General features: G+C 47.1%; 9 protein-coding genes. 1 reads left to right on the top strand and 8 read right to left on the bottom strand.

Annotated elements, in window-relative coordinates:
• Positions 1-26 precede the first annotated feature (26 nt).
• The 3 genes from AC6R05_RS09190 to rapA all read right to left on the bottom strand — a co-directional run bounded on the left by AC6R05_RS09190 (position 27) and on the right by rapA (position 4,795).
• A complete protein-coding gene (locus AC6R05_RS09190) occupies positions 27-989 on the bottom strand; it encodes a D-2-hydroxyacid dehydrogenase (protein WP_500647206.1) in 963 nt (320 codons plus the stop codon).
• A 38-nt stretch (positions 990-1,027) separates the two neighbouring features.
• Positions 1,028-1,762 (bottom strand): pseudouridine synthase, encoded by a 735-nt coding sequence (locus AC6R05_RS09185; RefSeq protein WP_500647205.1) that lies wholly within the window; start codon positions 1,760-1,762, stop codon positions 1,028-1,030.
• 123 nt (positions 1,763-1,885) lie between these two features.
• The gene (rapA, locus tag AC6R05_RS09180) at positions 1,886-4,795 is read right to left on the bottom strand and encodes an RNA polymerase-associated protein RapA (protein ID WP_500647204.1); all 2,910 of its coding nucleotides are present in this window, start codon (positions 4,793-4,795) and stop codon (positions 1,886-1,888) included.
• A gap of 466 nt (positions 4,796-5,261) precedes the next feature.
• Between rapA and AC6R05_RS09175 the strand changes: the two genes are divergently transcribed.
• Positions 5,262-6,644 (top strand): PhoH family protein, encoded by a 1,383-nt coding sequence (locus AC6R05_RS09175; protein WP_500647203.1) that lies wholly within the window; start codon positions 5,262-5,264, stop codon positions 6,642-6,644.
• 75 nt (positions 6,645-6,719) lie between these two features.
• Here the strand turns inward: AC6R05_RS09175 and tldD are convergent, their stop codons facing one another.
• Genes tldD through AC6R05_RS09150 form a run of 5 tightly spaced genes read right to left on the bottom strand, consistent with a single transcriptional unit; the run spans position 6,720 to position 15,018 of the window.
• Positions 6,720-8,165 carry a metalloprotease TldD gene (gene tldD, locus AC6R05_RS09170; RefSeq protein ID WP_500647202.1) on the bottom strand — a complete coding sequence of 482 codons (1,446 nt, stop codon included), beginning with the start codon at positions 8,163-8,165 and terminating at the stop codon, positions 6,720-6,722.
• A gap of 19 nt (positions 8,166-8,184) precedes the next feature.
• Positions 8,185-8,997, bottom strand: a complete 813-nt coding sequence (locus AC6R05_RS09165; RefSeq protein ID WP_500647201.1) for a carbon-nitrogen hydrolase family protein — start codon at positions 8,995-8,997, stop codon at positions 8,185-8,187.
• Positions 8,998-9,055: 58 nt separating this feature from the next.
• The gene (locus AC6R05_RS09160) at positions 9,056-12,931 is read right to left on the bottom strand and encodes a YhdP family protein (RefSeq protein WP_500647200.1); all 3,876 of its coding nucleotides are present in this window, start codon (positions 12,929-12,931) and stop codon (positions 9,056-9,058) included.
• A gap of 10 nt (positions 12,932-12,941) precedes the next feature.
• Positions 12,942-14,411: a ribonuclease G gene (gene rng / locus AC6R05_RS09155; protein ID WP_032553012.1), complete on the bottom strand. Its 1,470-nt coding sequence runs from the start codon at positions 14,409-14,411 to the stop codon at positions 12,942-12,944.
• A gap of 22 nt (positions 14,412-14,433) precedes the next feature.
• A complete protein-coding gene (locus AC6R05_RS09150; protein WP_500647199.1) occupies positions 14,434-15,018 on the bottom strand; it encodes a Maf family protein in 585 nt (194 codons plus the stop codon).
• Positions 15,019-15,020 lie beyond the last annotated feature (2 nt).

Below are 15,020 nucleotides of genomic sequence, written 5' to 3'. Positions count from 1 at the left end.
ATTGGGTAAAATTCAACAAATCGCCGCTACGTCACTAGATTTTGAGCAGACCCGGCTGCAAACGCGTCAATGTTATCCATTAGAATATCCGCCAGCTTCTGTATTGCACTATCGCTGCCCCACGCCACATGAGGTGTTAAAAGAAGATTGGGTAAATCGCTATTTGCTAACAAAGGGTTAGACTTATCCGCCGGTTCGGCAGTGAATACGTCAACGCCCGCACCAGCAATCTCGCCACTACGCAGCGCGTCAACTAACGCGACTTCATCCACTAGCCCACCGCGCCCGGCATTTATCAGCACACAATTAGACTTCATCACCTGAAGTTCTTCGCGAGAGATGAGGTTCTCCGTCTGAGCCGTTAACGGGCAGTGCAAGCTAATTGCATCTGCGGTTCTAAGCACTTCCTCAAAAGACGTGTAACCCTCTCGGCAAGTACTCGCTCCCTTGCGTTCAGCAAACATCACCTGCATTCCAATCGCTTTAGCCAGAACTCCGGTCGCTTGACCTAAGCTGCCGCTACCAAAGATACCTAAAGTGCTGCCAGCAATATCTTGGATTGGGTGAGTAAAAAAACAGAACTGCTTATCGCGCTGCCACACATCACGCTCGATATCTTGGTGGTAGCCCTTAAGGTTACGCTTTAAGGCAAACAGCATTGCAATCACATGTTCGGGAACGGACTGAGTCGCGTACCCCTGAATGTTGCTGACCGAGATTCCATTACTTTGACAGAACTCTAGGTCAATGTTGTTTACGCCAGTGGCAGAGACAGCAATAAAACGCAGTTTAGAAGCGGATAATAGATTAGACGCATTCAGCACCACTTTATTCGTGATAACAATCTCTGCATCGGCTATTCGTTCGGCGACTTGGTTTGGCTGAGTGAAGTCGTACTCAACCCACTCATGTTCAAAGCCCAACGCTTTTAAAGAAATCTGGGACGGAATGGTTGCCCTATCGAGGAACACCACCTTAGGTTTGCTCATTGTTCTTCCTTGTTTCAACATTCGTCTATCAGTCCATTCTAACCTTTCAGCTTTTTATAGTCTGGTAACTCAGACTCAATATCAAAATATTGAGTTATCTGTGGCTTGGCCTGTGGGTAAAAGTCACAAGGGACAAAAGCGGTAAACAGTTGGTTATTGGCAGGATGATAAAAGCTGAGCTCACATGCATGAAGCTCTAATCGTTGTGAGTAGCTGAGTGCCGGTTCCGTTGAGTAGAACTCGTCTCCAACAATCGGGTGACCAAGTTCCATGGTATGAACACGCAACTGATGAGAGCGCCCAGTGATCGGTAACAAACGTAACAAGGTCGTATATTCCTCACGCAGTGCCACTTGATAGCGAGTTTGAGAAGGCTTTCCGTGTTCAAAGCACACTTTCTGACGAGGCCTATTTGGCCAATCGCAAATCAAAGGCAGGTCGACTTCTCCCTCTATTAACTCTACTTTCCCCCATACTCGAGCGTAATAAAGCTTATGAGTTAATCGATACTGAAACTGCTTCTTTAAATGACGCTCAGCCTCTTTGTGTTTAGCAAACAACATTAGCCCTGAGGTCGACATATCCAAGCGATGCACGGCTTGCGCCTGTGGGTAAGCCTCTACAACTCGACTCCACATACTGTCATAGTGTTGTGGCTCTCGACCGGGGACCGACAGCAACCCTGACGGCTTGTTAACGACCAAGATATCTGCGTCTTCAAACACAACCTCAATCCAAGGATCTGTCGGTGGCTGGTACTCAATTAAAGCCATAGTGTGCCTTCTGTTGTGCCGCCATCATTTAATCTACCTATTTAAAAGCGTGCCGATAGGCGACAGGATAAAAGTAGGGCCTTCATAAAGAAGGCCCCAATCGATACTTTTCAGTTCAACGAATTAGTTGTGCGAAACGACAATCAAACGCAGAGAATCAAGCTGTACCTGCGCTTTGGCAATGTACCCCGTTAGCTCTTCAATTTGTGTCTCAATCACTTGCAGCTCTTCATCACGAATATTTGGGTTCACCGCTTTCAGTGCTTGTAGACGCTCTAGCTCGCCATTAAGGTTCGCCTGCATATCTTTCTGAGCTTGCTCTCGAACTTCTTCCACTTTAGATAGCACTTGAGCTTCACCAGCTTCAATCAGCTTATGAATATCCGCTTGCACCGAGTTCACTAGCTTGCTTGCTAAATGGCGGTTCACAGGGCTCAATTGACGGTTAAAGCCTTCAAATTCAACCTGCGAAGAGAGATCGTTACCACGACCGTCCATCATTAGACGAATCGGTGTCTTAGGCAAGAACTGGCTGATGCCGCTGCGCTTAGGCGCCTGTGCATCAACAAGGTAAACCAACTCTAGAAGAATCGTACCTACAGGTAGTGCTTTGTTCTTCAACAGTGACACAGCTGAAGTACCCACGCCTTCACTCAATAGCAGATCAATACCACCTTGAATCATCGGGTGCTCCCAGCTGATGAAGTTCATATCTTCACGAGACAGCGCCGTATCACGGTCGAAGGTGATCGTTGCACCCTCGTATGGCAGACCTGGGTAGCTTGGAACCATCATGTGCTCAGATGGTGTTACTACCAGTGCGTTTTCACCCTTATCATCTTGGTTAAGACCTATGGTGTCGAATAGGCTAAGTGCAAATGTCACCAAGTTGGTGTCGCCATCAGTAGAAGCAATTTTCTCAGCGATTTCAGCTGCTTTCTCACCACCGTTTGAATGCATCTCAAGCAGTCGGTCACGACCTTTCTCAAGATCAGCTTTAAGGCTCTGGTTGAGCTTCGCCGACTCTTCAATCACTTCATCTAACTGTTCAGTATTGCCCGATGCTAGCATCTCAATCAGGTTTTCTGCGTACTTGTCGTAAACAGTGCGACCGGTTGGACATGTCTCGCCAAACGCATTCAAGCCTTCATCAAACCAACGTGCAAGAATTGCTTGTGAGGTGCCTTTCAGGTAAGGAACATGGATATCGATATCACGCTGCTGACCGATACGATCAAGACGGCCAATTCGCTGCTCAAGCAAGTCTGGGTTAAATGGTAGGTCAAACATCACCAATTGGTTAGCAAACTGGAAGTTACGACCTTCAGAGCCGATCTCACTACAGATCAGAACCTGAGCACCGCCCTCTTCTTGAGCAAAGTATGCCGCCGCTTTATCACGCTCTAGGATAGACATTCCTTCGTGGAATACCGTTGCACGAATGCCTTCACGCTCACGCAGTGCCTGCTCGAGTTGCAATGCTGTGCTCGCACGCGAAGCGATCACTAGGATCTTCTCGCTACGCTTATCTTGGATCTTGTCCAGAAGCCAGTTTACGCGAGAATCGAACTGCCACCAGCTTGACTCTTCACCTTCAAACTCTTGGAAGATCTCTTCTGGGTATAGCATCTTCATCGCACGAGCTTCTGGCGTCATCTTACCGCCAATCATGCCCGATACGCGCATCGACGTGGTGTACTGACTTGGGATCTCCATTGGCAACAGGTGAACGTTACGCTTAGGGAAACCTTTAATCGCAGCACGCGTGTTTCTAAATAGAACACGACCTGTACCGTGACGATCCATGAGGTTATCGATCAATTCTTGACGCGCGATAGCTTGCTCTTCTTCAGGGCTATCGCCTTCGATAACGCGGAACAGCGGCTCCACATCTTGCTCAGAAAGAAGCTCTGTGATCTGATTTTTCTGACTGTCTTCTAGCTTCACACCAGAGAAGAGTGCAGTAACCGCATCAGCTACTGGAGCATATTGCTCTTCTTCTTCAACAAATGCGTCGTAGTCATAGAAGCGATCAGGATCCAGCAGGCGCAGGCGAGCGAAGTGGCTCTCGCGGCCTAACTGTTCTGGCGTTGCCGTTAGCAGCAACACACCCGGTGTATTTTCAGCTAAGCCTTCAACCACTTGGTATTGACGGCTCGGCTTGTCTTGGCTCCACTCTAGGTGGTGCGCTTCATCGACAACCAACAGATCCCACTCGCCCTCTAGCGCCTGCTCATAGCGCTTGCGGCTCTTACGTAGGAAATCCAGAGAACACAGTACATATTGCTGGGTATCAAACGGATTATCTGATTCCGCGAATGCTTCAATACAACGCTCTTCATCAAAGATTGAGAAATGCAGGTTGAAACGACGCATCATCTCAACAAGCCATTGGTGTTGCAGTGTTTCTGGTACCACAATCAAGATACGCTCAGCACGGCCAGACAATACTTGTTGATGGATAATCATGCCCGCTTCGATGGTTTTACCCAGACCAACTTCATCTGCGAGTAAAACGCGCGGTGCATGACGACGACCCACTTCATGAGCAATGTACAGCTGATGAGGGATAAGACCAGCACGCATGCCGCATAGGCCACGCATAGGGCTTTTGTGTTGTTGGTATTGGTTGCTCAGCGCACGGTAGCGAAGCACAAAGTTGTCCATGCGATCGATCTGACCAGCGTACAACTTGTCTTGAGGTTTGTTAAAGCGGATCTGGTTGCTCAGGAAGATCTCACGAAGCGTGATATCACCCTCTTCCGTATCTTGACGAGTACCTCGGTAGGTAAATAGACCTTTCTCTTCAATCACTTCCTCAACCGACAGTGACCAGCCTTCTTGACATTCAATAACATCGCCAACATTAAACGTTACTCGGGTTACGGGAGCATCAGTACGTGCGTAAACACGATTCTCTTCTGATGCGGCAAACATTAGTGTCACTGTGCGAGCATCCATTGCTACAACGGTACCTAAACCTAAATCGCTCTCCGTATCGCTTATCCAGCGCTGCCCCAAAGCAAATGTCATGAATCGACTACCTCAATCTTATCTATGGAATTTGGTCATTTAAGCTATCAATTTCTTATCGGAACTTTGCAATTCCCAGAATAAAAATATAGCTAAAAATGCTTCATTTGCAGCCACATTTTTCTCAAGCCAATCAGATTCTATTGGTTGAGAATATGGTGCAGAAAAAGGTCGCTAATCTTACTTGATGCTGTGATTTAGGTCACGCCAAAAGGTGATGATTTCATGCTTTTTTTCTGATTTCGTCTGTGCAATCAAACTGTCAAAAAAGCATGGCTATTCTAGCACGCAAAGATTGCTGTTTTTACATGAATGAACCATATTTACAGTATCGGCAATATGGTGACATTCCTCTGGCTAAAGTTGAGCTAGGTTGTTAACTAACATGCTCATTAGGCTTTGATCCTAGCTGGCTTTATCCACGTTTATCTGTGATACAAGAAGCCGTATCTGGCAAGGAGATGCTATGGGCGAGACCAATCGGAAACTATTTGTTCTAGACACCAACATTCTACTTCACGAACCCTTCGCTATTTTTTCTTTTCAGGAGCATGACGTGGTTATCCCCATGACTGTGCTTGAAGAACTCGACCGAATCAAAGACAGCAAAAGAGATGTCGCACGCGACGCAAGAATCGCGATTCGCGCGTTAGAAGACCTATTCAGAGACGCGACCCCAGATCAAATCTCAGAAGGCATTCCATTTTCTAAAGACCTAAACAGCGCTACAGGCAGTATTTCCATTCTCGCAGACTATGAGCTGCAAGAGAGCATCAAAGCATTTGCCGACGATAAAGCCGGCGACAACCGCATTCTTAATGCTGTGCTCTACCTACAAAACAAACGCGCACCACGTGAGGTGGTGTTAATCACTAAAGACATCAACATGCGTCTGCGCGCTAAAGGTGCAGGCGTGCGTTTTGTTGAAGATTACCAAACCGACCAACTGATTGATGACATCCAATACCTAACCAAGGGCTTCCAAACGATAGAGGGCGCATTTTGGGATGGCATTGATAACGTTGATAGCAGAACTCTCGGTGGAAAAACCTATCACACCTTGGCACGTGGTCCATTTGAACCAACCTTCATCAATCAGTATGTGATTGATGAAGAGAGTGATTTTGCTGCTCGCGTTGCAGAGATAGAACCTGAAACCATCACACTACAAGACATGAGTCGTGAGCGTTTGATGAATCGCCGCGCTTGGGACATAACTCCTAAGAACATCTATCAAGGAATGGCAATTGATGCACTGCTCGACCCAGATATCGATTTAGTGATACTCACAGGAGCTGCAGGTAGCGGTAAGACATTGCTGGCTATGGCTGCCGCACTTGAACAAACCATTGAACGCAAGCAGTTCGACAAGATCATCGTAACCCGAAACACACCCGACATTGGTGAGTCGATTGGTTTCTTACCCGGCACCGAAGAAGAGAAGATGTTACCGTGGCTTGCTGCGGTCACCGATACCCTAGAGGCACTGCACAAAAACGATCACTGCACCGAAGGGTCAATGAAGTACATCTGTGACAAAGCCAACATCCAATTTAAATCCATCAATTTCATGCGTGGTCGCTCGATTCAAAACGCTTTCGTACTGCTTGATGAGTGCCAAAACCTAACCGCCTCGCAGATTAAAACCATCATTACCCGCTGTGGCGAGGGTACCAAGATTGTCTGTTCGGGTAACCTAGCTCAGATCGACTCTTCCTACCTAACACCAGTCACGTCTGGCTTGACCTACATGGTCGAACGCTTCAAAGACTTCGAAGGCAGCGCCAATATTCACCTCAATGGCGTAGTACGAAGCCGTTTGGCCGAGTTTGCTGAAGAGAATATGTAGTTCTAAACCTAACTAACAAATACGAAAAAGCGCCTCACTAGAAGGCGCTTTCTTTATTCATCAGGGGAGCCGAGGTTACTCAGTACCACCGACAGTCAGTGAGTCTAGCTTCAATGTTGGCTGACCGACACCGACTGGTACACTTTGACCTGCTTTACCACATACACCCACGCCACGGTCAATGCTTAGGTCATTACCGACCATAGACACTTGCTGCATTGCTTCAATACCAGAGCCAATCAATGTTGCGCCCTTCACTGGGTGAGTGATTTTACCGTTTTCAATCATGTACGCTTCAGAAGCCGAGAATACAAACTTACCTGAAGTAATATCAACCTGACCGCCACCGAAGTTTGGAGCATAGATACCCTTATCAACGGTTGCGATGATCTCTTCTGGTGTGTGCTCACCTGGCAGCATGTAAGTGTTGGTCATGCGAGGCATTGGAAGATGAGCGTAAGACTCACGGCGACCATTACCTGTCGGTGCCACACCCATTAGACGAGCGTTGAGCTTATCTTGCATGTAGCCTTTTAACACGCCGTTTTCAATCAAGGTGTTGTATTGACCATTGACACCTTCATCATCGACATTAAGCGAGCCACGAAGATTAGTTAATGTACCATCATCAACAATCGTACAAAGACTAGATGTGACTTGTTCACCAATTTTTCCAGAGAAAACTGAAGACTCTTTACGGTTGAAATCCCCCTCTAGACCATGACCAACCGCTTCGTGCAGTAGCACACCCGGCCAACCAGAGCCTAGTACCACAGGCATTGCACCGGCAGGCGCAGCCACGGCTTCGAGGTTAACCAAAGCTTGGCGAATTGCTTCGTCAGCGAACTGATAAGCCACCTGAGAACCGTTGTCGTCACTTAGGAAGAAATCGTAACCAAAGCGACCACCGCCACCAGCACTACCACGCTCACGACGATCGCCTTTTTGCGCTAATACACTGATAGACAGACGAACAAGAGGACGAATATCACCCGCATACGTACCATCGGTTGCTGCTACTAGCATCTGCTCGTGTACACCACTTAGGCTAATCGATACCTCTGTAACCATTGGTTCTTTGGTACGAATATAGGCATCCAGCGCCTTCAGGAGTTCAGTTTTCTGCTGTTTTTCCCAGCTCGCTAGTGGGTTTACTGCATCATAGTAAGTCTGATTGGTATTGCGCTTAAACGCATGAACCTGAGCGTTTTGGCCCTGCTTAGCAATACCTCGCGCAGCAATCGCACTCTGTTTTAGACCTTCTAGTTGAATTTGGTCAGAGTAGGCAAAACCGGTTTTCTCGCCAGCAACGGCACGAACGCCCACACCACAATCGATGTTAAATGAGCCGTCTTTAATGATGCTGTCTTCTAAAACGAGAGACTCATGCCAGCTAGACTGAAAGTAGATATCAGCATAATCAATTTGGCGGGTAGCAATGCTCGCCAATGTATCTGCGATATTTTGCTCCGTAAGCCCTGTCGGGTTAAGTAGCGCTTCTTCAATTTGATTGATGCTCATAAATGGCTCTTATTTTTAATTAAAATTGATTCGAAAATCGAGAGTGTTGAACGATTGGCATATTCTGTCTAATAGGCTCACAACTTTTGGTATCGAGTTCGACAACCATGCTCTTCGGCTCTTGGCCTAGTTGTGCCACCACTCTCCCCCATGGGTCAATCACCATGGAGTGTCCCCAGGTCTCTCGCTGACAAGGGTGCTTCCCGCCCTGTCCAACCGCAACGACCCAAGATTGTGTTTCTATAGCACGGCAGCGCAATAACGCCTCCCAGTGCGCTTCGCCAGTTACCGCAGTAAAAGCAGCCGGCACTAACATAATTTGTGCACCCTGATGTCTTAACTCAGAGTAAAGGTGCGGAAAGCGCACATCATAGCAAATACTCAAGCCTAAGTGACCGAAAGGTGTTTCCGCAGTGACCACGCGTTCACCTGGCGTAAAAATATCGGACTCTCGATAACATTTGTGGGCATCGGCAACATCGACGTCGAACATGTGCAGCTTATCGTAATGAGCAACGACAGTGCCAAAGTCATCTATCACCAGCGAGGTGGTAGTAACCCCAGCCTCTGTCTTAATAGGCATACTACCGATAACAATCCACATACGGTGCTGCTTAGCTAACTCGCACACCTGCGCTTGTAATGGCCCATCACCTAATGGCTCCGCGTGTTGGTGGTAGTCTTGCTTACTACCGAACACCAAGGCATTCTCAGGGCAAACCACCCATTTGGCACCATGTGCTTTACACTTGATAACCTCTTGAGTGAGAAAACCTAAGTTCTCACTCGGATTCGGCCCTGAAGTCATTTGAATCAAGCCAACACTATCCATGTGTTTTACTCCTATTTCACCCTTTACTCAGTCCTGACAACTCATTGTTATTCGGACTTTATTTAGCCATATCTCTCAGTTTTTCTGGCAGCTTGAATTCACCTTTACTCCGCGACAACTCACTTACGGTTGGTGAATCAAGCGGTCCTTTAACCGAATAATTCACTTGGGTAAATACCTCAACAACCGGCGAGATCACCGTCGTAATCGCAAGCACATAGAGCGCGGTTTGCGGCGTTACAGCAAATGCAGTCAAAACTGGAATGCCTGATGTAATGTCTGGAGTGAAGTTCACTTCAGCATCAACTAAACGGCTATTGAGGTTAGCGATGCCTTTAATCTTCATCTCACCCGCTACTGCATCCATTCTTAGGTCGTTGGTCAGGAAGATACCGTTTTGGAACTCACCCGTACCGGTAATACTGTTAAACGCCATGCCTTTGTCGAACACATCGGAAAAGTCGAGCTGCATTTTACGAATGATAGAATCTAGACTAAATAAGCCAAGCAGTCGGGCGGCGCCACTAACATCAGAGATGATCCCTTTGCCCAGTTCGGTCTCTACCTTGCCATCCAGCGTATCTATCTTGATGCCCCAAGGTGAACCGTCCCACTCTAATTGAGCTTTCATCGCAAATGGGGCTTTTTGAATTCCAGAAGTAATACCAAAACGCTCCATCAGCTCACTATTGTTCTCACCCTCAACATCAACGTTCAGTGCTGAATGGCTCTTTGTATCACTCAGTGCCCACCAACCATTTAGATCCGCTTTATTGTTGCCGCTGCGCACTTGGATCTTATTCCATTCAATACGATCATCTTTGCGCTGTAGCTCAACATCAACTTTGCCGACCTTGTAACCCTGCAACCAAAAATCTTTGATCATTAAGGTCAAGTTTGGCATTGCATCATGAACTTTTCTATCGAGCTCTGAGATCAGTGGAGAGTCTTCATCCATGCGCTGTAAGAGCTGATCTTCACTCTTCTTCTCGCTCCAACCCGGAACAAACAGGTGCAAGCGATCTAAGGAAACCGTTAAGTCATAAGGTGCTAGGTAGTTGATATCACCTTCCACTTCCTGACTTGAAACCTGCATCTGCCACGCTAGCTTGTTTTTGCGTGCACTAAATTCAACGTCATTCCACGCGATGCCACCAAGAGTCAGCTCTTTGCTCTCAAGCGTTATTCTGGTTGGCGCAGGAATCGTTGGTGTATTCATCTGGCTCAGTACCGCCGTTGACGGTTTAACTGGCTCCATCACCACTTCTAGCCAATCATCAAGATTAAACTCATCGGTACGGATTAATGCATGATGTCCTACTACTGGGCTGATCTTAAAGCCACCACGCCCAAGAACTAAGTTGGTCGCCGTAAGAACCGGTACTTCACCTGTAATATCAATTTCGGTTTGATACTTAGTATTTGGCAACTGTAGACGAGCTGTAATCGACTCCTGATTGCCCGACGCCTGCAATCTAGCGGTGCCTTTCTCAAGCGTACTCTTTGAAAGTGGGTAAGGATAATCACTTGCCAAATAAGTTAAGTCTGACTTTAAGTCTAGTTGATATGTGAAGCCTATGTCGTTGAGTTGTATATCGATATTGGACTGCCATGGTGCATGTCCAGACAAACGACTCAGCCACTGCTCTCCGATATAAGGTTCGAGCGGTTTAACATCCCAGTCGCCTAACACATCAATCCCAACCGCATAGCCAGGACCATCATTTTGCCCTGTGAAATCAACAGAGATCCCCTGAGTTAGCAACTCAGCAGATAAACCGGTAGCGGTAACCACATCGTTATCAAACTCAATACGACCAGTGGTGTTTTCCAGCACCATTGGCGGCGCTTCAATCTGAACATGATTGCCTTTTAGGTCAGCATAGCCCCAAGCTCTTGGTTCACGGCTACTATCAAACGGAATATCTAGTTGGAATTCAGAGTAAACATCACCACTTACTTGTAGCGCCGTTAACGCAGCCCCGACCGAATCCACCAACGGAGACGCCGTCATATAATCGCGAACTGCATTGCCCGTCGCCGTTGCTTTGGCTTCGATCTCGATATGACCGCCTTCACCAAGATAGGGAATACGCCCTGTAATACGATCGGCAGTGACGTCCATCAATTGTGCCGAGCGAGAATCAAGGTGCATCGCATCGTTTTCAAACAACAGATCGAGTTGTAAATCGGTGATCAGTGGCCACGCGGTATCAAAACTGAACTTCACATCCTCAAGCCCAACCCAGATCTGAAAGATGCCATCGTTGTTCGAATAAGGGAATTGTGCCAGCTCACCATGCCAAAGTAGTTTGACAGAGTTTGATCGGCCAGCTTGAATTGCAGTCGACAGGTAATCGGTAAGATCTTGACCTAAAGCCAAGGTTGGCAGGTAACGCCATGTTTCACCTACGTTGTAAGCATCCGCTTCGCCATAGAAAGAAAGATATGGGCTGGCATCATTCGGAAAATCGAGACGAAACGCACCAAGCACCTGCAGATCTGGTGTTGCAGCAGTCACTTTATCTGACCACAATCTCCAGCCGCTCTCATCTTGCTGCCATACAATATCGACTTGCCCTTGTTTGATGTTGAGCGGTGCCTGAAATACCTCCCCATACGGGAAGACATCATCAATCACATTGATACTGGCTTTGGCCTCAGTCGTTGAACCAAAAACAGAACCTGACACCTGGCTAAACCCGGGCAGCAATTCCCACTGCTCCATAGCCAGCTCAGAGAAGTTTGCTGAATAACGTAAGCTCTCGATATCGCTTCCCATCGAAACACGAATGTCTTCAACAAGACCTCCCGGAGATAGCTTATCAATCAGCTCATTAGAGCTTTCAGAATCCGGAAGCAGTTTAATCAAAGGAGTCAGAGCGGCGATATCTAGCTCAGAGACGTTAAGTTGCCAAGGACCTTTCTGCCAATTGAATGCAACATCCAGTTCAGGCCAAGCATGGTCATCAGTGCGCAGGTTAAGTGAGTGACCGTTTACTTGCCAACCTAAATCGGTTGGCATGAGCTTAAAGGTCCCCGATTCAATCATCAGCTCGTGATAACCATCTTCGTTCCAAGCCAGTTCGGACGGAAGTACTTCAACATAAGCATCAACAGGTTTGCTGTTTTTCAGGGTTAACCAGCTGTTTAGGCTGACATTACCGGTCTCAATCCCAGACTCAGCTTGCATGTAGCGTGTCAGCCAAGGTTTTACGGAAATATTTTCAGCACTGACATAGAACTGACCAGTCACATCCGTTAGTGAGCCACCATCGATAAAGTTAGCGCTTACTGACAAAGAGTTAAGGTTTGCATCTTTAATGCTGACCACACCCTCAGCAAGGTGGTGCTTGCCAGAGTTCTGCCACTTAAGGGTTTCGATATCGAGCTGACGCTCTTCATCAGAAACAGTTCGATAAAGTAGAGAGGAGTCCTTGGCTGTAACATCAACCAAGGTTTTCAATAGAAGATTGTCGAGCTCTTTAATCACTCGCCCAGATGAATCTGTATTTTGCTTCTCGGTATCAGCACTATTACGAGCTGCGAACAGATCGATAGAGCGAATATCGAGATACATCCCATTCATCACCAGGTCCGCAACCACAGGGCGCATTTGCAGCGCAGATTGAACCAGATCGAACTCGACTTCGACGGTTTCAACCGAGAAAGTCACGTCTTCAGCTTGTGCGAGATTGGCATGAACGCCTTTCAATGCAATCGAAGGGTGAGTATTACGCCAAAAGCCACTCACATCTTGAATCGAGAATTCAAAACCTGAATGTTGGTTTACCCACTGTTCAATCTCAGATTGGTATTTATTCAGGTTAGGGAGCGCAACACGTAAAGTGGTTATTGCAATGGCGAGAGCCACAAGCAAAGTAACCACTAACCATAAACATGCACGCAGTAGCTGAGTAACACTAGAGCTCACAAAGTATCCATTACATCATAACAACGTCAAACTGCTCTTGAATATACAAAGGCTCAGCTTGAATTTTAACTTGTTTACCAATGAAGACCTCAAGCTCAGCCAGTGCATGAGACTCTTCACCCTCAAGGGCTTCGGCTACCGCAGGGGCAGCATAAACCACGAATTTATCCGCATCGTACGCGCGATTCACTCGAGTAATTTCACGTAGAATCTCGTAGCACACCGTCTCAACCGTTTTCACGCTGCCACGTCCTTCACAAGCAGGACAGCTTGAACAAAGGATATGCTCAATGCTTTCACGTGTGCGTTTACGCGTCATTTCAACCAAACCTAGCTGAGTAAAGCCATTGATATTGGTTTTAACGCGATCTTTATCGAGTGCCGACTCTAGTGAAGTAAGTACACGCTTACGGTGCTCTTCAGATAGCATATCGATAAAATCGATGATGATAATGCCACCAAGGTTACGCAGACGCAGTTGACGAGCAATCGCTTGGGTCGCTTCCACGTTGGTGTTAAAGATTGTCTCTTCAAGATTACGACGACCGACAAAGGCACCCGTGTTAATGTCTACCGTGGTCATGGCTTCCGTTTGGTCGATAATCAGGTAGCCACCAGATTTGAGCTCAACCTTACGGTCCAATGAACGCTGAATCTCATTCTCGGTGTCGTACATATCGAAAATCGGCTTGTCGCCCTCATACAGCTCTAACTTGCTAGTCAGCTCTGGTACGTACTCCGAGGTAAACTCTTTCAGATTTTCAAACTCTTGGCGTGAATCGACTTGAATCTTGCTTAGTTCAGTACCAACAAAGTCACGTAGAATGCGCTGGCTCAGACACAACTCGCCGTATAAGCGTGTGCGTGCTTTATGTTTCCCACGACGCTCCAAGACTTTTAGCCACAAACGCTTCAGGAATGCCGCATCTTGCTCAAGCTCGTGAGCATCAGCGCCTTCCGCAGCCGTGCGGATAATAAAGCCGCCGTGTTCATCACAGTAACGAGAAACAACCTTCTTAAGGCGATTACGCTCTGACTCACTATCGATACGCTGAGAAACGCCTACATGGCTAGCACCAGGCATAAAGACAAGATAGCGAGAAGGAAGTGTAATGTCGGTGGTTAGACGTGCGCCTTTGGTGCCGAGCGGGTCTTTAACAACCTGCACAACAATGTCTTGTCCTTGACGAACAAGCTCTGAAATATCACGAACCTGAAACTGTTTTTTCTCATTCTCCGCCACACACTCCGTGTGAGGAACGATATCTGAAGCGTGCAAAAACGCAGCTTTTTCAAGACCAATATCGACAAATGCTGCCTGCATACCTGGAAGAACGCGGCTGACACGCCCTTTGTAGATGTTTCCTACAATGCCACGACGAGCATCTCTTTCAATATGGATCTCTTGAAGAGTTCCCCCTTCAATCATAGCCACACGAGTTTCACTCGGGGTCACGTTCAGCAACAATTCAGCACTCATGGTGCACCTCAGATTAGTAAAATTATAAGAATTCTTGCAGTAGCTGGTCCGTTTCAAATAAAGGTAAGCCGACAACGGCGTAATAACTACCTTCGATTCGGGTGACAAATCGTCCACCCAAACCTTGGATTCCATAGCTACCTGCTTTATCGCATGGCTCCCCTGTTTGCCAGTATTTTTCTATTTCTTGTTCACTGAGGGGTTTAAACCATACGTCGGTAATTACGATTTCTGTTTTTTGTTTGTCTGCAGAAACCACAGACACAGCAGTCATCACTTGATGGCGTTGATCTGACAGCTGAGTGAGCATGCGCTTACAGTCAGCTAAATCACTCGGCTTTTCTAGCACCTGGCCTTGGCTGACGACCACGGTATCCGAGCCTAAAACTACGTACTGATTCGAGTTAGGCTCTTGCTCCGCTATCAAGTTCAATGCTGCTTTGGCTTTATCAAGCGATAGCCTTTGGACATATGCTTGCGCATCTTCATCCGGCTGTTGTTGCTCTTCAATATCGGTGACAAGAACAGAAAACTCGTAACCCAATTGTGTGAGCAGCTCTTTACGACGTGGCGAGCCAGATGCCAAAACTAGCGATGACTTATTCATAT

The sequence above is a fragment of the Vibrio sp. R11-SG3-ISO9 genome, from assembly GCF_059834255.1.
Note: the sequence above shows the minus strand (reverse complement) of the source record. Positions and strands in the feature narration are given on the sequence as shown.